Origin of the sequence: Streptomyces sp. NPDC024017 (genome assembly GCF_040638895.1) — a bacterium.
Taxonomy (GTDB): domain Bacteria; phylum Actinomycetota; class Actinomycetes; order Streptomycetales; family Streptomycetaceae; genus Streptomyces.
In genome coordinates this window covers 453,618-475,355 of record NZ_JBEZYZ010000006.1, presented here as the reverse complement: position 1 = coordinate 475,355, position 21,738 = coordinate 453,618, and the positions used below count along the sequence as shown (strand labels likewise).

Annotated in this window: 21 protein-coding genes and 1 tRNA gene; 8 read left to right on the top strand and 14 right to left on the bottom strand. The window is 72.0% G+C overall.

Going from position 1 to position 21,738, the window contains the following annotated elements; all coding sequences use genetic code 11:
- Position 1: 1 nt before the first annotated feature.
- The 5 genes from AB0G20_RS19290 to hutU all read right to left on the bottom strand — a co-directional run bounded on the left by AB0G20_RS19290 (position 2) and on the right by hutU (position 5,920).
- Entirely contained in the window at positions 2–322 is a 321-nt protein-coding gene (locus tag AB0G20_RS19290) for a hypothetical protein (protein ID WP_361303653.1), read from the bottom strand.
- 66 nt (positions 323–388) lie between these two features.
- Positions 389–1,684: an imidazolonepropionase gene (gene hutI, locus AB0G20_RS19285; protein ID WP_361303650.1), complete on the bottom strand. Its 1,296-nt coding sequence runs from the start codon at positions 1,682–1,684 to the stop codon at positions 389–391.
- A complete protein-coding gene (locus tag AB0G20_RS19280; protein WP_361303647.1) occupies positions 1,681–3,033 on the bottom strand; it encodes a formimidoylglutamate deiminase in 1,353 nt (450 codons plus the stop codon). The genes hutI and AB0G20_RS19280 overlap by 4 nt, the downstream gene beginning before the upstream one ends.
- Positions 3,024–4,226 (bottom strand): allantoate amidohydrolase, encoded by a 1,203-nt coding sequence (locus AB0G20_RS19275; RefSeq protein WP_361303872.1) that lies wholly within the window; start codon positions 4,224–4,226, stop codon positions 3,024–3,026. The genes AB0G20_RS19280 and AB0G20_RS19275 overlap by 10 nt, the downstream gene beginning before the upstream one ends.
- A 29-nt stretch (positions 4,227–4,255) precedes the next feature.
- Entirely contained in the window at positions 4,256–5,920 is a 1,665-nt protein-coding gene (gene hutU / locus AB0G20_RS19270) for a urocanate hydratase (RefSeq protein WP_361303644.1), read from the bottom strand.
- A 128-nt stretch (positions 5,921–6,048) separates the two neighbouring features.
- Here hutU and AB0G20_RS19265 point away from each other — a divergent pair, with 128 nt between their 5' ends.
- Positions 6,049–7,422: a diaminopimelate decarboxylase gene (locus AB0G20_RS19265; RefSeq protein WP_361303641.1), complete on the top strand. Its 1,374-nt coding sequence runs from the start codon at positions 6,049–6,051 to the stop codon at positions 7,420–7,422.
- A 193-nt stretch (positions 7,423–7,615) separates the two neighbouring features.
- Here the strand turns inward: AB0G20_RS19265 and AB0G20_RS19260 are convergent, their stop codons facing one another.
- Together AB0G20_RS19260 and AB0G20_RS19255 are read right to left on the bottom strand one after the other, a co-directional pair.
- Entirely contained in the window at positions 7,616–8,200 is a 585-nt protein-coding gene (locus AB0G20_RS19260) for a hypothetical protein (RefSeq protein ID WP_361303638.1), read from the bottom strand.
- Between the two features lie 89 nt (positions 8,201–8,289).
- Positions 8,290–9,132 carry a MurR/RpiR family transcriptional regulator gene (locus AB0G20_RS19255; RefSeq protein ID WP_361303635.1) on the bottom strand — a complete coding sequence of 281 codons (843 nt, stop codon included), beginning with the start codon at positions 9,130–9,132 and terminating at the stop codon, positions 8,290–8,292.
- A 174-nt stretch (positions 9,133–9,306) separates the two neighbouring features.
- Between AB0G20_RS19255 and AB0G20_RS19250 the strand changes: the two genes are divergently transcribed.
- Positions 9,307–9,732, top strand: coding sequence for a hypothetical protein (locus tag AB0G20_RS19250; RefSeq protein WP_361303869.1), 426 nt, complete (start codon positions 9,307–9,309; stop codon positions 9,730–9,732).
- 10 nt (positions 9,733–9,742) lie between these two features.
- On the opposite strand, the gene AB0G20_RS19245 is transcribed toward AB0G20_RS19250, so the two are convergent.
- The gene (locus AB0G20_RS19245) at positions 9,743–10,504 is read right to left on the bottom strand and encodes an SDR family oxidoreductase (RefSeq protein WP_361303632.1); all 762 of its coding nucleotides are present in this window, start codon (positions 10,502–10,504) and stop codon (positions 9,743–9,745) included.
- A 145-nt stretch (positions 10,505–10,649) separates the two neighbouring features.
- On the opposite strand from AB0G20_RS19245, the gene AB0G20_RS19240 reads away from it, so the two are divergent.
- The gene (locus tag AB0G20_RS19240; RefSeq protein ID WP_361303628.1) at positions 10,650–11,516 is read left to right on the top strand and encodes a helix-turn-helix transcriptional regulator; all 867 of its coding nucleotides are present in this window, start codon (positions 10,650–10,652) and stop codon (positions 11,514–11,516) included.
- Here the strand turns inward: AB0G20_RS19240 and AB0G20_RS19235 are convergent.
- Both AB0G20_RS19235 and AB0G20_RS19230 read right to left on the bottom strand, forming a co-directional pair.
- Positions 11,484–11,906 (bottom strand): hypothetical protein, encoded by a 423-nt coding sequence (locus tag AB0G20_RS19235; RefSeq protein WP_361303625.1) that lies wholly within the window; start codon positions 11,904–11,906, stop codon positions 11,484–11,486. The genes AB0G20_RS19240 and AB0G20_RS19235 overlap by 33 nt on opposite strands.
- 381 nt (positions 11,907–12,287) lie before the next feature.
- Positions 12,288–13,676, bottom strand: a complete 1,389-nt coding sequence (locus AB0G20_RS19230; RefSeq protein WP_361303622.1) for a cystathionine beta-synthase — start codon at positions 13,674–13,676, stop codon at positions 12,288–12,290.
- A 157-nt stretch (positions 13,677–13,833) separates the two neighbouring features.
- On the opposite strand from AB0G20_RS19230, the gene AB0G20_RS19225 reads away from it, so the two are divergent.
- The 3 genes from AB0G20_RS19225 (at position 13,834) to AB0G20_RS19215 (ending at position 17,265) form a co-directional block, all read left to right on the top strand.
- Positions 13,834–14,859 carry an SGNH/GDSL hydrolase family protein gene (locus AB0G20_RS19225; protein ID WP_361303619.1) on the top strand — a complete coding sequence of 342 codons (1,026 nt, stop codon included), beginning with the start codon at positions 13,834–13,836 and terminating at the stop codon, positions 14,857–14,859.
- Between the two features lie 130 nt (positions 14,860–14,989).
- Complete coding sequence (locus AB0G20_RS19220; RefSeq protein ID WP_142163332.1) at positions 14,990–16,210, top strand: acetyl-CoA C-acetyltransferase; 1,221 nt, start codon at positions 14,990–14,992, stop codon at positions 16,208–16,210.
- A 272-nt stretch (positions 16,211–16,482) separates the two neighbouring features.
- A complete protein-coding gene (locus tag AB0G20_RS19215) occupies positions 16,483–17,265 on the top strand; it encodes a hypothetical protein (RefSeq protein WP_361303616.1) in 783 nt (260 codons plus the stop codon).
- A gap of 79 nt (positions 17,266–17,344) precedes the next feature.
- Here the strand turns inward: AB0G20_RS19215 and AB0G20_RS19210 are convergent, their stop codons facing one another.
- Positions 17,345–17,650, bottom strand: a complete 306-nt coding sequence (locus AB0G20_RS19210) for a hypothetical protein (protein ID WP_361303613.1) — start codon at positions 17,648–17,650, stop codon at positions 17,345–17,347.
- A 101-nt stretch (positions 17,651–17,751) separates the two neighbouring features.
- Between AB0G20_RS19210 and AB0G20_RS19205 the strand changes: the two genes are divergently transcribed.
- A complete protein-coding gene (locus AB0G20_RS19205; protein WP_361303610.1) occupies positions 17,752–17,982 on the top strand; it encodes a DUF4287 domain-containing protein in 231 nt (76 codons plus the stop codon).
- Positions 17,983–18,056: 74 nt separating this feature from the next.
- On the opposite strand, the gene AB0G20_RS19200 is transcribed toward AB0G20_RS19205, so the two are convergent.
- From AB0G20_RS19200 to AB0G20_RS19190, 3 genes are all read right to left on the bottom strand, one after another.
- Positions 18,057–18,965, bottom strand: coding sequence for a Bax inhibitor-1/YccA family protein (locus tag AB0G20_RS19200; RefSeq protein ID WP_361303607.1), 909 nt, complete (start codon positions 18,963–18,965; stop codon positions 18,057–18,059).
- A gap of 146 nt (positions 18,966–19,111) precedes the next feature.
- Positions 19,112–20,299, bottom strand: a complete 1,188-nt coding sequence (locus tag AB0G20_RS19195; RefSeq protein ID WP_361303604.1) for a 4-hydroxybenzoate 3-monooxygenase — start codon at positions 20,297–20,299, stop codon at positions 19,112–19,114.
- A gap of 134 nt (positions 20,300–20,433) precedes the next feature.
- Positions 20,434–20,517: transfer RNA gene (locus AB0G20_RS19190), tRNA-Leu, on the bottom strand.
- 417 nt (positions 20,518–20,934) lie between these two features.
- Here AB0G20_RS19190 and AB0G20_RS19185 point away from each other — a divergent pair.
- On the top strand, positions 20,935–21,705 hold the full coding sequence (locus AB0G20_RS19185; protein ID WP_361303601.1) for an ABC transporter ATP-binding protein: 771 nt from the start codon (positions 20,935–20,937) through the stop codon (positions 21,703–21,705).
- Positions 21,706–21,738 lie beyond the last annotated feature (33 nt).

Genomic DNA, 21,738 nt, shown 5'->3' with positions numbered 1-21,738 from the left:
CTCAGGAGTTGAGGACCAGCGCGGCCGTCGGGAGAAGCGGGCCCGCCAGGCTCAGCAGCCAGTAGGTGTGCGGAGCGAGTGCCGTCCTGCGCCGGAGCGGCATGTTGGCCAGCCACCAGATCAGGCCGTACAGCGTGACCACGGGGACGACGATCACGAGCCAGAGGGCCATGCCGTCGTTCTCGGTCGGCTCCCGCACGGTCCAGCCGAGCTCGGCCAACGGCCAGTTCACCGCGAGGTACCACAGCAGCCAGAACGGCACCACGCCCGGGATCCCGAGCAGCACGTTCACCACGAGTGGTGCCGACCAGTGTCTCGCCATCCGTCCCCGCTCTCCGGTGCTGCCGGCCGTCCGCCGACGCGGCACCGCATTATCGCGGGCCGGTGCTCACACCACGCGCTCTCCGCGCCGCCACACCCCGCTGACCAGCGGGACGCCGGGCCGGTAGGCCAGGTGCACGTGGCTCGGGGCGTCGAGGAGTGTCAGGTCCGCGTAGGCGCCCGGCGTGAGACGGCCCACGTCGTCGCGGCGGAGGGCCGCGGCCCCGCCCGCCGTGGCCGACCACACGGCCTCGTCCGGGGTCATCCCCATGTCCCGCACCGCCAGCGCGACGCAGAACGGGACGGACGAGGTGAAGGACGAACCGGGGTTGCAGTCCGTGGACAGCGCGACCGTGACACCCGCGTCCAGCAGCCGCCGCGCGTCCGGCCACTCGGCCCGCGTGGAGAACTCGGCGCCGGGCAGCAGGGTGGCGACGGTACGGCTGTTGGCCAGGGCGTCCACGTCCGCGTCCGTGAGGTGGGTGCAGTGGTCGGCGCTGGCCGCGTCGAGCTCGACCGCGAGCTGCACGCCGGGGCCGTACGACAGCTGGTTGGCGTGGACACGGGGGTGCAGGCCCCTGGCCTTGCCGGCGGTGAGGATCGCGCGGGCCTGGTCGCCGTCGAAGGCGCCCTTCTCGCAGAACACGTCGATCCAGCGGGCGTGCGGGGCGCAGGCGTCGAGCATCTCGCCGGTGACGAGGGCGACATAGCCGGCCGGGTCCTCGGCGTAGTCCGGCGAGACGATGTGGGCGCCGAGGTAGGTGACCTCGTCGGTGTGGGCGGCGGCGATGCGCAGGGCGCGGACCTCGTCCTCGACGGTCAGGCCGTAGCCGGACTTGGTCTCGAAGGTGGTGGTGCCCTGGCGCAGGGCCTCGGCGAGGTAGTGGGTGAGGTTGCGCTCCAGTTCCTCGTCGCTCGCCGCCCGCGTGGCCGCGACGGTGGTGCGGATGCCGCCCGCGCTGTACGGCCGCCCGGACATCCGGGCGTTGAACTCCTGCGTCCGGTCGCCCGCGAAGACGAGGTGGGAGTGGGAGTCCACGAAGCCGGGCATGACGGCCCGTCCGCCGGCGTCGACCCGATTGTCAGTGGCGGGTGCTTTCCTGTGATCACCGGTCCACGCGATGCGGTCGCCCTCGATGACGACGGCCGCGTCCTGGATCAGTCCGAGGGGGGAATTGTCACCGAGGGAGGGGTCGTTGGTGACCAGGCTGGCGATGTTGGTGATGAGCGTGCTTGCGGTGCTCGCGGAGTGGGCGGGACTGACGGTCGTCGCGTTGCTCATGGCGTCCTTGGTGGCCTGGTCGGCGGTGGGGTCGGGTTCGGGGGCGGAGGCGGGCCGCGCGGGTGGGCGGCCCTGGGTCATCCGCGCAGGGCTTCGACGGCGTCCGCGAGGGCTCGCGGCACATCCGGTACGAGGGAGTGAACCCCGTCCCGTACGACGTGCCGCCCTGCCACGACCGTATGCGACACGTCCGCTGCCGACGCGGCGAATACGGCCGTCTCGGCCCCGAGCCGCGGAAGCGGCCCTGCCGTCCTGACCGAGTCGAGCGCGATGGTGGTGAAGTCGGCGAGCGCGCCGGGCTCCAGGGCGCCCGCGTCGTCCCAGCCGAGGGCCGCGTGGCCGTCGGCCGAGGCAGCCCGCAGGAGGGCCGCCGCCGTCCAGTGACCTCGGGTGCGGGTGCGCAGCCGCTCGTTCAGCTCCATGGCCCGCGCCTCTTCGAACAGGTCGATCACGGCGTGGCTGTCGGAGCCGAGACAGAGCGGTGAGCCCTCGTTCTGGAGGGCGACGGCCGGCCCGATGCCGTCCGCGAGGTCCCGCTCGGTGGTCGGGCACATGCAGGTGCCGGTGCCGCTGCCGCCGATGAGGGAGACGTCCTCGGCGGTGAGGTGGGTGTTGTGGACGCCGGTGGTGCGCGGTCCGAGGACGCCGTGCAGGGCGAGGAGCTGGGTCGGGGTGCAGCCGTGGACGTCCCGGCAGGCCTCGTTCTCGGCGGTCTGCTCCGACAGGTGCACATGCAGCGGGGCCCGCCGCTCCTCGGCCCACCGCGCGACGGTCGGCAACTGCTCGGCGGGCACGGCCCGTACGGAGTGGATCGCCGCGCCGATCCGTGCGTGATCCCGTTCCTTGAGAAGTGAAGAGCGTGCGGCCCAGGCCTCGGCGTCCCCGTCGGAGAAGCGGAGCTGGTGGGTGGTGGGCGGCTGCCCGAAGCCGGAGGAGAGGTAGGCGGTGTCGAGGAGGGTGATGCGGATCCCGGCTTCGGCGGCGGCCGCGATGAGGGCCTCGCCCATCGCGTTGGGGTCGGCGTAGGGGGTGCCGCCGGGGGCGTGGTGGACGTAGTGGAACTCGCCGACGGCCGTGATGCCGGCCAGGGCCATCTCGGCGTACACGGCGCGGGCGAGGGCGTGGTAGCTGTCCGGGGTGAGCCGGGCGGCCGTGGCGTACATGACCTCGCGCCAGGTCCAGAAGGTGCCGGAGCCGACCTGGACGGTGCCGCGCAGGGCGCGGTGGAAGGCGTGGCTGTGGGCGTTGGCCAGGCCGGGCAGGGTGAGCCCGCGCAGGACCTCGGCGCCGGGAGGCGGGGTGGGGGTGCCGGTGCGGACGGCGGTGATGCGGCCGTCCGCGACCTCCACGGCGACACCGGGCTCGACGTGAGTGCCGAGCCAGGCGTGCTCCAGCCAGTACGTCCGCGGGGCTGCTGTCGTCACCTGCACGCCAGTCCTTCCAGTACGTCGGCGAGTGCGAGTACCCCGGCCACGCAGTCGTCCTCGCTCGCGGACTCGGCCGGGGAGTGGGAGACGCCGGTGGGGTTGCGCACGAACAGCATGGCGGTCGGGATGCTCCCCGACAGGATCCCGGCGTCGTGTCCCGCGCCGGTGCCGAGGACGGGGACGGTCAGGTCGGTGTCCGTACCGAGGATGCGGGCGAGTTCGTCGCGCAGGACGTGGTCGAACTCGACGACGGGAGTGAAGGACTCGCGGACGATCTCGAGGTCGATGCCGTGCGCGTCCGCGTACTGCCGGGCCGCCTTCTCGATGCCGCCGACCACGGTGTCGAGGCTCGTCTGGTCCTCGGCACGGGAGTCGAGCCAGCCGCGCACCAGGGAGGGGATGGCGTTGACGCCGTTGGGCTCCACGGCGATCTTGCCGAAGGTGGCCACGGCTCCGGCGAGTTCGGCCTCTCGCCGGGCGGCGAGGACGGTCTCGGCGTAGGACAGCATGGGGTCGTGCCGGTCGGCGAGCCGGGTGGTGCCGGCGTGGTTGGCCTCGCCCCGGAAGTCGAACCGCCACCGGCCGTGCGGCCAGATCGCGCTGGCGATGCCGACCCGGTCGCCGGACAGGTCGAGGGCCCGGCCCTGCTCGACGTGCAGTTCGACGAAGGCGCCGATGCGGGCGAGCCGTTCGGGGTCGGCTCCGATGGTGTCGGGGTCGTATCCGGCGGCTTCCATGGCGCTCGGCAGTGTCACGCCGTCGCCGTCGGTGAGCCGGTGCGCCTGCTCGCGGGTGAGCTGCCCGGCGGTGAGCCGGGACCCGACGCAGGCGAGTCCGAACCGGGCGCCCTCCTCGTCGCCGAAGTTCACGATGCCGAGGGGCCGGGTGAAGCGGGCCTCCCTGCCGCGCAGTTCGTCCAGCGCGGCGAAGGCGGACACGACTCCGAGGGGGCCGTCGAAGGCGCCGCCGTCCGGCACGGAGTCGAGGTGCGACCCGGTGACTACGGCGTTCCCCTCGGCGGGGTCCCCGAGCCAGGCCCACTGGTTGCCGTTCCGGTCGGCCTCGTAGCGCAGCCCGCGGGCAGTGGCCTGCTCCTCGAACCAGGCCCGGCAGTCACCGTCGACGCCGCTCCAGGCGAACCGCCGGTAGCCGCCGGAGGCGGGGTGCCGCCCGATGGGGAGCAGCTCGCGCCACATGTGGTGGAAGGAGCTGCCGCTGTCCTGGGTCACGCCTGGTCACCTTCGCGCATCGGAACGCGGACGCCCCGTTCCCCCGCCACCGACTCCGCGATGTCGTACCCGGCGTCGACGTGCCGGATGACGCCCATGCCGGGGTCGTTCGTGAGCACCCGGCGGATCTTCTCGCCCGCGAGCGCCGTGCCGTCGGCCACCGTCACCTGCCCCGCGTGGATCGACCGGCCCATCCCGACGCCGCCGCCGTGGTGGATCGACACCCAGGACGCCCCGGACGCCACGTTCACCATGGCGTTCAACAGCGGCCAGTCGGCGATCGCGTCGGACCCGTCGAGCATGGCCTCGGTCTCCCGGTAGGGGGACGCGACGGAACCGCAGTCGAGGTGGTCGCGGCCGATGACGACCGGCGCGGCCAGCTCCCCGCTCGCGACCATGTCGTTGAAACGCTCACCGGCCTTGTCGCGCTCGCCGTAGCCGAGCCAGCAGATCCGGGCGGGCAGGCCCTGGAAGTGGACGCGTTCGCCGGCCATCTTGATCCAGCGGGCGAGGGACTCGTTCTCCGGGAAGAGGTCGAGGATGGCCTTGTCGGTCTTGGCGATGTCGGAGGCCTCGCCGGACAGGGCGGCCCAGCGGAACGGTCCCTTGCCCTCGCAGAACAGCGGGCGGATGTAGGCCGGGACGAAGCCGGGGAAGGCGAAGGCCCGGTCATATCCGGCGAGTTGGGCCTCGCCGCGGATGGAGTTGCCGTAGTCGAAGACCTCGGCGCCGGCGTCCATGAAGCCGACCATGGCCTCCACGTGCCGGGCCATGGACTCGCGGGCCCGGGTGGTGAAGCCGGCCGGGTCCTTGGCGGCGGCGTCGGCCATGTCCTCGAAGGCGGTGCCCAGCGGCAGGTAGGCCAGCGGGTCGTGGGCCGAGGTCTGGTCGGTCACGATGTCGACGGGCGCACCCATGGCGAGGAGTTGCGGGACCAGCTCGGCCGCGTTGCCGAGGACGCCGATGGACAGGGGACGGCGGGCGTCGCGCGCCTCGGTCGCCAGCTGGAGCGCGTGGTCCAGGCTGTCGGCCTTCACGTCGAGGTACCGGTGCTCGATGCGCCGCTCGATCGCACGCGGGTCGCAGTCGATGCAGATCGCCACACCGTCGTTCATCGTCACGGCGAGTGGCTGGGCACCGCCCATGCCGCCGAGACCGGCGGTCAGGGTGATGGTGCCCGCCAGCGTCCCGCCGAACTTCTTCGCGGCGACGGCGGCGAAGGTCTCGTAGGTGCCCTGGAGGATGCCCTGGGTGCCGATGTAGATCCAGGAGCCGGCGGTCATCTGGCCGTACATGGTCAGGCCCAGGTGTTCGAGGCGGCGGAACTCCTCCCAGTTGGCCCAGTCGCCGACGAGGTTGGAGTTGGCGATGAGGACGCGCGGGGCCCACTCGTGGGTCTGCATGACGCCGACGGGCCGACCGGACTGGACCAGCATGGTCTCGTCCTGCTTCAGCCCCTTCAGCGTGCGCACCATCGCGTCGAAGGAGCGCCAGTCGCGCGCCGCCTTGCCGGTGCCGCCGTAGACGACGAGCTTGTCGGGGTGCTCGGCGACCTCCGGGTCGAGGTTGTTCTGCAGCATCCGCAGGGCGGCTTCCTGCTGCCATCCCAGGGCGCTCGGTTCCGTGCCGCGCGGTGCTCGGACGGGGCGGGGTCCTGACATGGTCTGCCTCCTGGTGGGTGCTCCCGGCGGAATGTTGCTGCTTCTATTCACATCCTGGCCTCATGAATAGAGCTAGTCAATACGCTGGGGCGTCGGCGCGGCGGTGCCGTGGATGTTTGGCTGGATGCATGGGCACACACATCGAGGCGGAAGAGGCGGGCGACGGCGGGGCCGGGCGGGTGGCCCGGCGGGACGAGGCGGTGCGGGCCGCCGTGGATCAGGGGCTGCTCGGGCCCGGCAGCCCCATCGTCGGGCTGCTGGACGTCACCGGCATCCGGGAGTCGGCGGCGGAGCTGCGGGCGGCGTTCGAGGCGGTGGTGGCGCCGGGCACGCCCGTGCTGCACGCCTTCGCGGTGAAGGCGACCCCGCTGGTGCCGGTACTGCGGCTGCTGCGCGAGGAGGGCCTCGGCGCGGAGGTCGCGAGCCCGGGCGAGCTGGCCCTGGCCCGGGCGGCGGGCACGCCGCCGGAGATGACGGTGCTCGACTCGCCCGCGAAGACGCCGGACGAGCTGCGCGAGGCGCTGTCCCTGGGCATCGCCGTCAACGCGGACAACCCGCAGGAGCTGGCGCGCATCGACGCCCTGATGCGGTCGTCGGCCGGCCGTTCCCCGCTGGGGATCCGGGTGAATCCGCAGGTCGGCGGGGGTTCCATCGAGGCGTTGTCCACGGCGACGGCCACCTCGAAGTTCGGGGTGGCGCTGCGCGACGAGGGGGCCCGGGAGTGGGTGGTCCAGGCGTATCTGGACCGGCCGTGGCTGACCCGCCTGCACGCGCACACCGGGTCCCAGGGCATCCCGCTGGCCCTGATGGCACGGGGCGTGGCGGAGACGTACGCGCTGGCGGAGGAGATCAACCTGCGGGCCGGGCGGCGGCAGGTCGACACGCTCGACATCGGCGGCGGCCTGCCGGTGAACTTCGCGTCGGACGCGACGACCCCGACGTACGCGCAGTACGCGCGGCTGCTGGCCGAGGAGGTGCCGGGGCTGCTCGACGGGCGGTACGGGCTGGTCACCGAGTTCGGGCGGTCGATGCTGGCGAAGCACGGCACGGTGGTGGCGCGGGTCGAGTACGCGAAGGCCTCCGGCGGGCGGGCGGTGGCGGTGACGCACGCCGGGGTGCAGGTGGCCGCGCGGACGGTGTACGCGCCGGGCAGCTGGCCCTTGCGGATCGCCGCGTACGACGCGAAGGGGCGGCCGAAGGAGGGGCCGGTGGTGGTGCAGGACGTTGCGGGGCCGGCCTGTTTCGCGGGGGATCTGCTGGCGGAGGGCCGGTCCATGCCGTTGCTGGAGCAGGGCGACTACGCGGCGGCGCTCGACACCGGGGCGTACTACTTCGCGCATCACTACGGGTACAACTCGCTGGTGCGGCCCGGGGTGTACGGGTTCGGGCCGGGTGGGCGCTTCGCGGTGGTGCGGCGGGCTCAGACCGTGGAGGAGGTCGTCGCCGAGTCGGGTGGGGCGCAGGTGGATGCGTTGACGCAAGCACGGTGGGAGATTCCATAGGGCCCCGGCCGCGGGTGCGTCGTGGCTCGTCGCGCCCACGCGGCGGAGCCGCACATCGACGCGGCCCCGCGCCCCTGAGGCAGTGCGCCGCCGCCGGATCCGGACTCAGGTGCGTCGTGGCCTGTCGCGCCCACGCGGCGGAGCCGCACATCGATACGGCCCCGCGCCCCTGGGTGGGCCAATCACCGCCCGGTCACACCAGTGCCGGCGTTTTCCTTCGCGCGCCTCCCGGCGCGGCGTCCCCCGCCGCGATGCCCGTGCTGCGGTACGCCCTCACCCGCTTGCCCGCCGGGTGGGCCGCTCCCCCGCGCAGCCAGTCCACGCGGACCCACAGCAACGCCTCGCCGGCCCGCTCCCGGCGGCCCAGCCAGGCCGACTTCAGCCACAGGCCCGCGCCGCAGCCGGCCAGGAGCATGCCCCCGGCCGCCGGGGCCGCGAAGGCGCTGCCCAGGGCGGCGAGGAAGGCGAGGAGGAGCCACCAGCGGTGGCCCCGGCGCCAGTTGCGTACCGTGACGGCGCGGTCCTGGAGCACGTCGTGCTTGCCGGCCCGGGACGCGGCGGCGGCCAGGGCCGCGTAGCGCTTGCGGCGGCTGCAGGCGACGATGGCGGTCGCCAGGACGAAGAGGGCCGCTCCGGCCAGGACGCCGATGCGACGTCCGGTCAGGCCCGGTGCGAGCAGGCCGATGCCCGCCGCCGCCACCCCCAGCCACCACATCGGGGCCGCTCCCGCCCGTACTACGACGGCCACCCGGGCCAGTCCCTGTCCTCCGCGCGTCACGTCCAGCCTCCGTCCGGTCTCCGAAGCCTCTGGGAGACGTACGGTAGCGACGCAACGTGAGACGAATCTGAGAATCCCCGCGCGTGGCGTCAGTCGACGAACAGGCCCCGCGCCGCCGCCTTCGTGTCGAACTCCTCCAGGCGGGACTGGGCCTGGGGCAGGTCGTCGCACATGGCCTCCAGCAGGACCCGGCCGAGCAGCATCGGCGCACAGGCCGTGTCGAAGGCGAGGCCGGTGCCGACTGCGGCGGGGAGCAGCAGGTCGGACACCTTGGCGACGGGTGCGAACGCGGAGTCGGCGACCGTGACGACGGTCAGCCCGGCCTCCTTGGCGTAGCCGAGGGTGTCGACGACCTCGCGGGGATGCCGGGGCAGTGCGAAACAGAGCAGTGCGCTCGCGCCGGCGCGGACGGCGGCGTCGATGCGGTCCTGGAGCATCGTGCCGCCCTCACCGAGCAGCCGTACGTCGGGGTGAACCTTGGCGGCGAAGTAGGCGAAACCGTGCGCCTGGGCCGCAGCCGCCCGCAGGCCGAGGACGAGCAGCGGGCGGGAGGCCGCGAGGAGGCGCCCGGCGCGCTGCACGGGAGCGGGGTCGGCCAGCGCCTCCGCCAGGTGCCGCAGGTTCTCGATCTCGGCCTCGACGGCCTGCTGGTACTCGTTGTAGGCCCCGGACTCCGCAGCGGGCTCGGCGGGGGCGACCTCGCGCAGGTGGCGGCGCAGGGCGGGGTAGCCGTCGAAACCGAGGGCGACGGCGAAGCGGGTCACGGACGGCTGGCTGACCCCGGCCAGCTCGGCGAGCTCCACGCTCGACAGGAACGGCACGTCGGCGGCGCGCCGCACCATGCTGTGCGCGATGCGCCGCTGGGTCGGCGTCAGCCGGTGGCCCTCGAAGAGCGCCTGCAGCCGCGCGGCAGGGCTGTCGGTCACGCTCATGACGTGCTTCCCCCTCGCCTATTCAGTAGCTGAGGATTCTGCATGAGCATATGCAGAGCGGCAAGCCGGACCCGAGGACGGCGGCAGTACGACCGGAAACCCCCCTGCGGAACACGGGGGCTAACCCCAGTGCGGCCGGCGGCGGCGCTTTCTACCGTGGACGGCATGACGGGAATGGACGCGCGGGACACCGACCTGAAGAAGGAACTCGACGCCACCCTGCACGCACGCAGGGATCTGGGCGAGGAGTACGAGTCGGCGCTGGTCGACTCGTTCCTGGAGAAGGTCGACCAGCGGATCGACGGCGCGGTGGAGCGCCGGGTGCGCCGCCAGCTCGCCGAGCAGCAGATGCAGACGGCCCGGGACTCCCGGGCGCCGCGGGTCACGGACTCCTGGGGCGAGCGGTTCGGCTTCGGGATCGTCTCCCTGGTCCTCGCGGTGCCGCTGTCCGCGATCGGCGGGGGCGTGGCCCATCTGCCCGGTCTGCTGGTCGCCTGGGCGGGCATCGTCGGCGTCAACGTCGTCCAGGCGGCCCGCAACAACCCGAACCTGTTCGGCCGCCGCCGCAAGTCCTCCCAGGACAGCGACTGGGAGGACTGAGCAGCCGGTCTCAGACCTGCCGGGTCGGCAGTGCGACGATCTGCCGCAGATTGACCCGGCGGGGCCGGCTCGACGCGTAGGCCACCACGTCGGCCAGCTCCTCGGCGGACAGCGCGCCCACCTGCTCGAGCATGCCCTCGACCTGCCGGGACAGTTCCGCGTCGGCGATGTGGGTACGCAGCTCGCTCTCCACGAACCCGGGCTCGATGTTGGTGACCCGGACGTCCCGGGGCCCGAACTCCCCGCGCAGGGCTTCCGACAGATAGGTGACGGCCGCCTTGGTCGCGCCGTACACCGCGTAGTTCGGGAAGCTGACGTGCGAGGCGATGGACGAGATGTTCACGATGTCGGCCGTACGGCCGTCCGCGGCGGCGCTCACCAGGTCGCCGGTGAAGGCGCCGGTCATCCGCAGCACCCCGGCGACGTTGGTGTCCAGCATCCGCTGCCACTCGTCGGCACGCCGGGCGTCGACGGGGTGGGGCAGCATGACGCCGGCGCAGTTCACAACCAGGTCGACGGTCCCGTACTCCGCGTGGACGCGGTCGGCGGCGGCCGCCACGGACGTGTCGTCGGTGACGTCCGCGACGACGGCCAGGGCCTGCCCGCCGTCGGCGCGGATCTTCCCGGCGATCGCCGTCAGCCGTTCCGCACGCCGGGCCACCAGGGCCACCCGGGCCCCCTGCGCGGCCAGCGTCACGGCGACGGCCTCGCCGATCCCGCTCGCGGCTCCGGTGACGACGGCGGTACGGCCGGCCAGGCTGTCGTACGACATGGGATACCCCCTCGGTCCCGGCCGGGGCGTCTCCCCGGCCTCGGACACCACCCTCGGCGGCCCGGGCCGCTCTACCCAGGGCTGCGCTCTTCCTGGGTCTGCCAGTACCAGGTTCGACGGGCCCGGGCGGCCTAGGCTCGGACCCATGGACGGAGAACTGGGAGACTTCCTGCGCTCGCGCCGCGCCCGGATCCGGCCGGAGGAAGTGGGGCTGCCGTCGTACGGCCGCCGCCGCGTCCCGGGTCTGCGCCGTGAGGAGGTCGCGCAGCTGGCCGGGGTGAGCGTCGACTACTACGTCCGCCTCGAGCAGGGCAGGGGACCCGGGGACCCCTCCCGCACCAAGTCCGGAGGAGTCTCGGACGCCGTGCTGGACGCGATCGCACGGGTGCTGCGGCTGGACGATGCCGAGCACGAGTACCTGCGGGCGGTCGCCCGGCCGCGCCGGCAGGACGGGCCCGGGCCGGCCGCACCCCGGGTGCGCCCGGGTGTCCAGCTGCTCCTGGACGGCATGGACCGCAACCCCGCGTACGTCCTGGACCACCGCATGGACGTCCTCGCCTGGAACGCCCTCGCCGACGCCGTGCTCGGCTTCAGCGGCCCGGGCGACCTCAGCCTGCCGCGCCGTCTCTTCCTCGACCCCGCCTCGCACGAGCTGTATCCGGACCGGGCTTCCATCGCCGCCCAGACGGTCGCGCACCTGCGTCTGCAGGCGGGCCACCATCCCGGAGACCCCGCCACGGGGGAGCTCGTCGCCGAACTCGCCCGGGCCAGCGAGGAGTTCCGCCGGCTGTGGGCCGACCACCTGGTCAGGCCCTGCGACCACGGCGTGAAGCTCCTCCGGCACCCGGTCGCGGGGCTGCTGACCCTCCCCTACGAGACCCTCACGATCCCGGCGGCCCCGGACCAGACGATCGTGGTGTACGCGCCCGAGCCGGACTCGGAGACGGCGGAGCGCCTGGCGCTGCTGGGGAGCTGGTCCTCAGTCGTCGTCGAAGCCCCGGAACGTGCCTGAGGGGTCCGCGGCGTCGGCGTACTCGGCGAAGTCCATGTTGGCGATGCTCAGGTTGGCGGATATCTCCGGGTACCAGCGGACCGGGACGCGGAAGGTCCGCCCCGGCTCCGTGAAGAGGTCCACGGCCAGGAGCGGGTGCTCCGGGCCGGCCAGGGCCGCCGCGTCGGCGAGGAAGACCTCGCAGATCCGCTCGTCCTCCCCGGCCGCCGACTCCTCGGCGACCAGCGCCTGAACGCCGGCGCCGGCGAACCGGGGGTCGCTGACGCGGGTGGCACACGGATACGCGTCGGCCCCGTCGAGAGCGGCGCAGAGCGCCTCCCACGCCGCGTCGTCGCCGAAGTCGGTGCGCAGGACGAGCGTGGTCAGGTCGTGGGGCTGGGGCAGAGGCATGCGGGGATCCTGCCATCCGCCACTGACACCCCGCGCCCGGAGGCCCGGGAATGAAAACGCGCGGGGACCGCCGCACCCCCGTGAACGGGGGGCGGGACGACGGCGGTCCCCGCGAAGGACGCGGGCCCGGTCAGGGCCGGGCTTGCGCGCCCAAGGCGTCCGTGGAGGTCCGGGAGCCGCTCCGGAGGTCCGTTGACGCCGTTCGGCGCCGGCCGGGGCGGGGAGCCGCTCCCGCCCTGCCGACACCCACCAATGTGCCGGACGTGTGTTAAGCGGGTGCTGCGCGAACGTGACACCCGCGTACCACTTCCGCGAAGTCCGCGAAGATCACGGACGCCGCAAGTTCACCCGGTTCACGGGCAGTTCACCGGAAGTTGGCCGTCACTTCCCCGTGCGGGCGAGGAAGGACAGCAGGTCCTGCCGGCTGACCACACCGGTCGGCTTGCCCTCGACGAGGACGATCGCCGCGTCCGCCTTGCCCAGCACGGCCATCAGGTCGGCGACCGGCTCGCCGGAGCCGACCTGGGGCAGCGGGTCGGACATGTGCTTCTCCAGCGGGTCGTCGAGCGAGGCGCTCTTGCTGAACAGCGCGTCCAGCAGCTCGCGTTCCACGACCGAGCCGACGACCTCGGCCGCCATCACGTCGGGGTGGCCGGCGCCCGGCTTGACGACCGGCATCTGCGAGACGCCGTACTCGCGCAGTACGTCGATGGCCTGACCGACCGTCTCCTCCGGGTGCATGTGGACGAGGGAGGGCATGCGGTCGCCCTCCTTGTCGTTCAGGACGTCGCCGACGCGGGCGCTGGGGCCCGCGTCCTCCAGGAAGCCGTAGTCGGCCATCCACTCGTCGTTGAAGATCTTGCTGAGGTAGCCGCGGCCGCTGTCCGGCAGCAGGACCACCACGACGTCGTCCGGCCCGAGCCGCTCGGCGACCTCCAGTGCGGCCACGACGGCCATGCCGCAGGAGCCGCCGACGAGCAGGCCCTCCTCCTTGGCGAGGCGGCGGGTCATCTGGAAGGAGTCCTTGTCGGACACCGCGACGATCTCGTCCGCGACGGTCCGGTCGTAGGCGGTCGGCCAGAAGTCCTCACCGACGCCCTCGACGAGATAGGGCCGGCCGGAGCCGCCGGAGTAGACGGAGCCCTCGGGGTCCGCGCCGACGACCTTGACCTTGCCGTCGCTGGCCTCCTTCAGGTAGCGCCCGGTCCCGGAGATGGTGCCGCCGGTGCCCACACCCGTCACGAAGTGGGTGATCCTCCCCTCCGTCTGCTCCCACAGCTCGGGGCCGGTCGAGTGGTAGTGGGAGAGCGGGTTGTGGGGGTTGGAGTACTGGTCGGGCTTCCAGGCGCCCGGCGTCTCACGGACCAGCCGGTCGGAGACGTTGTAGTACGAGTCCGGGTGCTCGGGGTCGACGGCCGTCGGGCACACCACGACCTCGGCGCCGTAGGCGCGCAGCACGTTGATCTTGTCGGTGCTCACCTTGTCGGGGCACACGAAGATGCACTTGTAGCCCTTCTGCTGGGCGACGATGGCGAGCCCGACCCCGGTGTTGCCGCTGGTCGGCTCGACGATCGTGCCGCCGGGCTTGAGCGCGCCGCTCTCCTCCGCCGCCTCGATCATGCGCAGGGCGATACGGTCCTTCACCGAGCCGCCGGGGTTGAAGTACTCCACCTTGGCCAGGACGGTCGCCCTGATGCCCTTGGTCACGCTGTTGAGCCGCACCAGCGGGGTGTTACCGACGAGGCTGATCATCGAGTCGTGGAATTGCACCGTTGTCTCCGGATGCCGCAAAAGAAGTGTCCTGTGGTGCCGCCAGCCTATGACCTCGGCGTGGTCCGTGACGGTCGTTCACTCCCCGTTGAGATTGGGCGACGGGCTGTACGGGGCAAGCACTGGGTGTACGGGTTCGAGGAGGTGGCAGCGACGCATGACGAGCATGTCGAGGGCGAGGGTGGCCCGGCGGATCGCGGCCGGCGCGGCGTACGGCGGCGGCGGGGTCGGTCTGGCCGGGGCGGCCGCAGTGGGGCTGGTGCTTGCCGAGGTGCAGCTGGCGCGACGCCGGGTGGGCAATGGCACATCTCCTCATGTGCCGCACGCGGACGGGCTGTACGGCCGTATGTACGCCGGTCCGGCCGACACACCGCTGAGGCTGACGATGCTGGGTGACTCCACGGCCGCGGGCCAGGGCGTGCACCGGGGCGGGCAGACGCCGGGGGCTCTGCTGGCGTCGGGGCTCGCGGCGCTGGCGGAGCGTCCGGTGGCGCTGCGCACGGTGGCGACCCCCGGGGCCTGTTCGGACGACCTGGACCGCCAGGTGGCCCTGGTGCTGGCCGACCCCGACCCCGTGCCCGACATCTGCGTGATCATGGTCGGCGCGAACGACGTCACGAACCGCATGTCCCCGACCCGCTCGGTCCGTTACCTGTCCTCGGCGGTGCGCCGGCTGCGCACAGCCGGTACGGAGGTCGTGGTCGGCACCTGCCCCGACCTCGGCACGATCGAGCCGGTCCGGCAGCCCTTGCGCTGGCTGGCCCGGCGGGCCTCACGCCAGCTGGCGGCCGCCCAGACGATCGGAGTCGTCGAACAGGGCGGCCGCACCGTGTCGCTGGGCGACCTGCTGGGCCCCGAGTTCGCCGAGAACCCGCGCGAGCTGTTCGGCCCGGACAGCTACCACCCCTCCGCCGAGGGCTACGCGACGGCGGCGATGGCGGTGCTGCCGACCGTGTGCGCCTCCCTGGGCCTGTGGCCGGCCGAGGAGGAGCGCCCGGACGCGTCCCGCCGCGAGGGCTTCCTGCCGGTGGCGCGGGCGGCGGCGGAGGCCGCCTCGGAGGCCGGCACGGAGGTCGCGGCGGCCATGCCGAGCGGGCCGCGCGGCCCGTGGGCCCTGCTGAAGCGCCGGCGGCGTCGGCGGGTCCCCGAGCAGGAACCGGCCCCCGCGGCCCCTTCGAGCTGAGGAGTGCCAAAAAGCAAGCGCTTGGAAACTGCGGCCAGGGTCACACCGCGACACCAGTGACCCAGCCCATACGTACGGGTAACTTCCCAGTCAGCCCTGCCAGACCACCCGGTACGTCAATGGAGCCGTGATGCCCGAAGCCGTGATCGTCTCAGCCGCCCGCTCCCCCATCGGCCGCGCCGTCAAGGGCTCCCTCAAGGACCTCCGCCCGGACGACCTGACCGCCACGATCGTCCAGGCCGCCCTGGCCAAGGTCCCCGAGCTGGACCCGAAGGACATCGACGACCTGATGCTCGGCTGCGGCCTGCCCGGCGGCGAGCAGGGCCACAACCTCGGCCGGATCGTCGCCGTGCAGATGGGCATGGACCACCTGCCGGGCTGCACCGTCACCCGGTACTGCTCCTCGTCCCTGCAGACCTCCCGCATGGCCCTGCACGCCATCAAGGCCGGCGAGGGCGACGTGTTCATCTCGGCGGGTGTGGAGACGGTCTCCCGCTACGCGAAGGGCAGCTCCGACGGCCTGCCCGACACGCACAACCCGCTCTTCGCCGACGCCGAGGCCCGGACCGTCGCCACCGCCCAGTCCGAGGGCTCGACCTGGCACGACCCGCGCGAGGACGGCCTACTGCCCGACCCGTACATCGCGATGGGCCAGACCGCCGAGAATCTGGCCCGCGCCAAGGGCGTCACCCGCCAGGACATGGACGAGTTCGGCGTCCGCTCGCAGAACCTCGCCGAAGAGGCCATCAAGAACGGCTTCTGGGAGCGGGAGATCACCCCGGTCACCCTCCCCGACGGCACGGTCGTCTCCAAGGACGACGGCCCCCGCGCCGGCGTCACCCTGGAGGGCGTGCAGGGCCTCAAGCCGGTCTTCCGCCCCGACGGCATGGTCACGGCCGCCAACTGCTGCCCGCTGAACGACGGTGCCGCGGCCCTCGTGATCATGTCCGACACCAAGGCCCGCGAGCTCGGCCTCACCCCGCTCGCCCGCATCGTGTCGACCGGCGTCTCCGGCCTCTCGCCCGAGATCATGGGCCTCGGCCCGGTGGAGGCCAGCAAGCAGGCCCTGCGCCGCGCCGGGCTGGGCATCGGCGACATCGACCTCGTCGAGATCAACGAGGCGTTCGCCGCCCAGGTGATCCCCTCCTACCGCGACCTGGGCATCCCGCTGGAGAAGCTGAACGTCAACGGCGGTGCCATCGCCGTCGGCCACCCCTTCGGCATGACCGGCGCCCGCATCACCACCACGCTCATCAACTCCCTCCAGTTCCACGACAAGCAGTTCGGTCTGGAGACGATGTGCGTCGGCGGCGGCCAGGGCATGGCCATGGTCATCGAGCGCCTCAGCTGAGCGGCACACCGTAGCCGCCATAGCACCCGCTGTGAGCTTTGGGCCCAGAACCCTGGAAACTCCAGGGTTCTGGGCTGTTTTGTGATCCAATCTCCCCCAGGATGTGACCTATCTCCCTCCGCCAGGGAGAGCCGCAGGTCACAGCAGCCACACCCCCTCCCCCGACACCGAAGCCCTGTCCGTTTCGTGACGTTACGCACTGACAGCTGGTTAGTCCGCCCTTCAAGCTGATGTAGGAAGTCGGGGGTCGACTTTGAACCGGGAGTACGTCAGTGAGCGCCATGCCGATCGCGTTGCTGGTCACCACGGCCGCCACGGGCGCCGTGGGCGTCGCCGTCCTGCGCACCGTCCTGCAGCTGCGCCGACAGGTCGCGGCCCTGCACACGGCGCTGGCCGAGAGCCGCGCCGCCACCACCCGTGCGCTGCTGCCCGCCGCTCGTACCACTGCCGACACCGATGAGATACGTGCCGCCGTGGCGGCGGCACTCGCCGAGGAGCGGGAGCGGGAGCTCGCCGAGGCGCGGGCGTTCTGGGCCGCCCAGGAGGCCCGTGACGCCTCCGACGCGCCCTCTCTGCTGGGCCTGCCCGAGGCCGATCTGTTCCTGCCCCGCCAGGCCGATTTCGCGGGTCTGGAGCCGGTGTCCGAGCCCGCCGCGGACGCCGAGGAGCCTGCCGGTGAGTCCCCGGAGCTGGCCGCGGCCCGCCGCCGCCACCCCTCCCACCCGGACTTCGTGCCGACGCAGTCGCCGGTCGTGAACGACCACGAGCGCACCGTCGCCACCCTGGAGGAGCTGGCCTCGTCCCGTATCGAGCTGACGGACGTCCGTCCCGGCCCCCTGGGCACCCTGGACGTCTACGTCTTCGCCGACGGCACGACCCTGTGCATGACCCCGGGCCACCGCGAGACCGCGGAGCGCCTCGCCGCCGCGCTGCGCACCGGCGTGACTCCGACCCTCCTGGGCGGCTCCGGCGTCTCCGGCGCGTACACCCTGACGTTCGAGTGCGGCGAGGAGAACGTCTACATCCTGGCCGACCGGGTCATCGCGTCCCTCTGAGGGGCGCGGGGCTGTATCAATATGCGGCTCCGCCGCGCGGGCGCGACAAGCGACAGACCACCCACACCCGCGAACGGCGCTAAACCCCCGCCCGCTTCTGCGCCTCCTCAACCAACCGCACCGCTTCCTCGACGTCGGCATCAGCGGGAATCACCACCGCCAGATCATGCCCGGCCACGGTGATCTGATCTGCCGCTGCAAACATCCCCGCATCCGGCATCTCCCGAGGCTCCACGCCCTCGAGGACCTGCGCCCTCCGGGCCAACTCCCTGGCCAGCTCCAGAGCCTCAGCGGCAGCTCCTCGCTGCAACCGGCTCTGGGGCGCAGCCCTCAATCGATCGGCGAAGTGCTCCACCGCACGGGTCAGAGGCGTCGTATCAACCACGCCGCGAGCGTACGCGTCGCACCGGGACTGTTGCCAACGGGCGAACACTCAGGCACGGTGACCTGAAGGACCGGCTTACATCCCAGCGTCCGGAGGCGCCGATGTCCCAAGTCTTCTCCGAAGAGACCCATCGCAACATGCTCGCCCGCATTCCGCACTGCACCGGTCGTGAGATCTCCGACTGGTTGCGCACCGTCGAAGATGGCCCGGCGCTCTTCCGCTTCGAGGAAAAGGTCAGCTGGCTCCGGCACGAACACAATCTCGCGTACGGCCACGCCAAGGCGATCGTCCACGAGTACGACCTGAGGAGGGCCGCGCGCAAACTGCTCTAGGCGCGCACACCGTCCCCTGGACGACGAAGGGCCCCGGCCGGAGCCGGGGCCCTTCGCGCTACGACCGTCGAGGACTAGTCGCTGCTGTTGAGGATCGAGATGAGCCTCAGGAACTCCAGGTAGATCCACACCAGCGTCAGCGTGAGGCCGAAGGCCGCGAGCCAGGCCTCCTCGCGCGGGGCGCCGTAGGCGACGCCGTCCTCGACCTGCTTGAAGTCCAGGGCGAGGAAGCACGCGCCGAGGATGACGCCGATGACGCCGAAGATCACACCGAGGGCACCGCTGCGGAAGCCGAGGCCGTCACCGCCGCCGAACACCGCGAACAGCAGGTTCACGGTCATCAGCAGGATGAAGCCGAGCGCGGCCGCCATCACGAAGCCGTAGAAACGGCGGTTGACGCGGATCCAGCCGGCCTTGTAGGCGATCAGCACACTGGCGAAGACCGCCATGGTGCCGATCACTGCCTGCATGGCCGCACCGTCGGCGATGCGGTTGTCGACGATGTTGGAGATGACGCCGAGGAAGACACCCTCGAACGCGGCGTACGTGAGGATCAGCGCGGGCGAGGCCTTGCGCTTGAAGGACTGCACGAACGCCAGGACCATGCCGATCAGGGCGGCGCCGATACCGATGCCGTAGCTACGGCTGATGTTGGCGTCGTCGACCGGCAGCAGGGCCCAGGAGAGCGCCGCGGTGAGGATGAGCACGCCGAGCGTGCTCGCCGTGCGCAGGACGACGTCGTCGATGGTCATCCGGCCGGTGGTGGCCGGGGCCTGCGGCGGCGCGCCGTACTGCAGGTCCTGCTGGGCGTAAGGGTTCTGGGCGTACGGGTTCTGGGCGTACTGGTCGCCCGTCGGCTGCGCGTACGGGTTGCCCTGGGTGGCGACAGCGGGGCCCCCGGCCTGCGGCGCGGTGTTGAAGCCCGCGTAGCCGTTGTCGCGGCTGAACCCCCGTCGCGAGAAGACCGGGTTTCTGCTCCTCATTTCACTCCTCCATGGCCACCAGGCGTGGCCTTGGCTCAAGAGTAATAGGTAGGCAAAGGAATGACCCTACTGCTTGGGGAGGATCTTTCCCTCGTCGTGCTGCGCAACACGCTACGTGGCTTCGTGATTCCCCTCACCGGAGGGGGTCATTCACCGGCTGGTCCGAAGGGGAAGCCCGTGTACGCCTCCGCCAGGTCCGTCTCGGCGGCGCGGGAGGAGGCGATCCGCTCCAGCCGGGCGAGCTGGAGCCGGTCCTCGAAGGGCGTGGCGTCGGGGGCGCGGTGCAGCAGGGTCGTCATGTCGTAGGAGAACCGCTCGGCCTGCCAGACCCGGCGCAGGCAGGTCGCGGAGTAGGCGTCGAGCAGCTGTGGTGATCCGGTCTCCTGCTGGTGGGTCAGGGCCCGGGCGAAGGTCACGACGTCGCCGACGGCGAGGTTCAACCCCTTCGCGCCGGTCGGCGGCACGATGTGCGCGGCGTCGCCGGCGAGGAAGAGGCGGCCGTGGCGCATGGGCTCGTGGACGTAGGAGCGCATGGGCGTGACCGACTTCTGGGTGATCGGGCCGCGTTCGAGGCGCCAGTCGTCGGCGGTCTCGAAGCGGCGCTCCAGCTCGTCCCAGATCTCCTCGTCGCTCCACTTGTCGGCGTCGGTGCCGTCGGGCACCTGGAGGTAGAGGCGGGAGACGGCCGGCGAGCGCATGGAGAGCAGGGCGAAGCCGCGGTCGTGGCGGGCGTAGACGAGCTCGTCGTGCGAGGGCGGCACGTCGGCGAGGATGCCGAGCCAGCCGAAGGGGTACGTCCGTTCGAAGACCTGGGTCAGCTCGGCGGGGATCGCCTTGCGGGCGACGCCCCAGAATCCGTCGCAGCCGACGACGTAGGCGCACTCCAGGACGTCCTCGCGGCCCTCGTGCCGGAAGCGGATCCGCGGGGCGTCGGTGCCCGCGTCCTCCACGGCCAGCGCCTCCGCCTCGAAGAGCAGGGGTCCGCCCTCCCGGAGCTGGAGGGCGATGAGGTCCTTGCAGACCTCGGTCTGGGCGTAGACCATCACCGACCGGCCGCCGGTGAGGGCGGGGAAGTCGACGCGGTGGCGCCTGCGGTCGAAGCGCAGCTCGATGCCGTCGTGCCGCAGCCCCCCTCGGTCCATGCGCTCCCCGGCGCCGGCCGCGCGCAGCACGTCCGCCGTGCCCTGCTCCAGGATCCCGGCGCGCTGCCGCCGTTCGACGTAGGCGCGGTCGCGGCTCTCCAGGACGACCGAGTCGATGCCGGCGTTGTGGAGCAGCCGGGCGAGGAGGAGGCCGGCAGGGCCCGCTCCGATGATGCCGACGGTGGTGCGCATCGGACGACCTCTTCTCATCCATGTTCGTCAGGTGAAATTTCTTTCACCATGTGCATGTGAGTCTCCGACGGCACGCGCCCGCTGTCAACGGGCACGCCGTGAACTCTTCAATGGACCACGCAGGGATCGGAAGGTGCCCGGAGCCGGACTCGAACCGGCACGCCCGCGAAGGGGCAGCGAGGTTTAAGCTCGCCGTGTCTGCATTCCACCATCCGGGCAGGCCGTGGGCTCCGCATCGAGGTTCCGAGACTATCCGGACGGGTCCCCCGAACAGCGGAAGCGTGGACCGATGTTGTCTTATTTTATTGACGTCTGAGGGTGCATCAGCACACGGAACACGCCATCCGCACTTGCCAATAGCCTTGCGTGCGGCGGTCGGCCGCGTATGCGGAATGACGGAATTTCACCGTCTGAACGAGGGCACTCCACCTGTTCTCGACACCCCGGGCGCATCGGTGCCCGACACCGGGGCCCCTGAGGGGTGTTCGTCATCCCCAGGTATGACAACGCCCCGCGCGGTCAGACTGCAGTCGGCCTTCGGAACCAGAACAACGGGTGACTACACGGCGCCGTGGGACCCGGACGATGGAACACGTCCTTCCCCGAACTCAGCCGTCCGACAGGAGAGCCATCCCGTGACCACCGCTTCCCTCACCGACCGGGCCACCACCGCGGCCGCGCGCGCCACGGATCTGTCGAAGATCTATGGACAGGGTGAGACCCAGGTGGTCGCCCTGGACCGCGTCTCCGTCGACTTCCGGCAGGCAGAGTTCACCGCGATCATGGGCCCCTCCGGCTCCGGCAAGTCCACTCTGATGCACTGCGTGGCCGGTCTCGACTCCTTCTCCTCCGGGTCGGTGCGCATCGGCGACACCGAGCTCGGCTCGCTGAAGGACAAGCAGCTGACCAAGCTGCGCCGGGACAAGATCGGCTTCATCTTCCAGGCGTTCAACCTGCTGCCGACCCTGACCGCCCTGGAGAACATCACCCTTCCGATGGACATCGCGGGCCGCAAGCCGGACCGGAAGTGGCTCGACTCCGTCATCGCGATGGTCGGCCTGGCGGACCGGCTCGGCCACCGGCCGTCCCAGCTGTCCGGCGGTCAGCAGCAGCGCGTCGCCGTGGCCCGGGCGCTGGCCTCCCGGCCCGAGATCATCTTCGGTGACGAGCCCACCGGAAACCTCGACTCGCGCTCCGGTGCCGAGGTGCTGGGCTTCCTGCGCAACTCCGTGCGTGAGCTGGGCCAGACAGTGGTGATGGTGACGCACGACCCGGTCGCCGCCGCCTACGCGGACCGGGTGATCTTCCTCGCGGACGGCCGGATCGTCGACGAGGTGTACGGGCCGACGGCCGACTCCGTGCTCGACCGCATGAAGGCGTTCGACGCCAAGGGCCGCACGAGCTGACGCCCCCTCACCGACGCACCGGCCCGAACCGAC

What these genes read in the sequence shown, in the direction of transcription:
- AB0G20_RS19290 (WP_361303653.1), bottom strand. Translation starts at nt 322, where the DNA reads ATGGCGAGACACTGGTCGGCACCACTCGTGGTGAACGTGCTGCTCGGG.
- hutI (WP_361303650.1), bottom strand. Translation starts at nt 1,684, where the DNA reads ATGACCCAGGGCCGCCCACCCGCGCGGCCCGCCTCCGCCCCCGAACCC.
- AB0G20_RS19275 (WP_361303872.1), bottom strand. Translation starts at nt 4,226, where the DNA reads ATGTGGCGCGAGCTGCTCCCCATCGGGCGGCACCCCGCCTCCGGCGGC.
- hutU (WP_361303644.1), bottom strand. Translation starts at nt 5,920, where the DNA reads ATGTCAGGACCCCGCCCCGTCCGAGCACCGCGCGGCACGGAACCGAGC.
- AB0G20_RS19265 (WP_361303641.1), top strand. Translation starts at nt 6,049, where the DNA reads ATGGGCACACACATCGAGGCGGAAGAGGCGGGCGACGGCGGGGCCGGG.
- AB0G20_RS19255 (WP_361303635.1), bottom strand. Translation starts at nt 9,132, where the DNA reads ATGAGCGTGACCGACAGCCCTGCCGCGCGGCTGCAGGCGCTCTTCGAG.
- AB0G20_RS19250 (WP_361303869.1), top strand. Translation starts at nt 9,307, where the DNA reads ATGGACGCGCGGGACACCGACCTGAAGAAGGAACTCGACGCCACCCTG.
- AB0G20_RS19245 (WP_361303632.1), bottom strand. Translation starts at nt 10,504, where the DNA reads ATGTCGTACGACAGCCTGGCCGGCCGTACCGCCGTCGTCACCGGAGCC.
- AB0G20_RS19240 (WP_361303628.1), top strand. Translation starts at nt 10,650, where the DNA reads ATGGACGGAGAACTGGGAGACTTCCTGCGCTCGCGCCGCGCCCGGATC.
- AB0G20_RS19235 (WP_361303625.1), bottom strand. Translation starts at nt 11,906, where the DNA reads ATGCCTCTGCCCCAGCCCCACGACCTGACCACGCTCGTCCTGCGCACC.
- AB0G20_RS19225 (WP_361303619.1), top strand. Translation starts at nt 13,834, where the DNA reads ATGACGAGCATGTCGAGGGCGAGGGTGGCCCGGCGGATCGCGGCCGGC.
- AB0G20_RS19220 (WP_142163332.1), top strand. Translation starts at nt 14,990, where the DNA reads ATGCCCGAAGCCGTGATCGTCTCAGCCGCCCGCTCCCCCATCGGCCGC.
- AB0G20_RS19205 (WP_361303610.1), top strand. Translation starts at nt 17,752, where the DNA reads ATGTCCCAAGTCTTCTCCGAAGAGACCCATCGCAACATGCTCGCCCGC.
- AB0G20_RS19200 (WP_361303607.1), bottom strand. Translation starts at nt 18,965, where the DNA reads ATGAGGAGCAGAAACCCGGTCTTCTCGCGACGGGGGTTCAGCCGCGAC.
- AB0G20_RS19195 (WP_361303604.1), bottom strand. Translation starts at nt 20,299, where the DNA reads ATGCGCACCACCGTCGGCATCATCGGAGCGGGCCCTGCCGGCCTCCTC.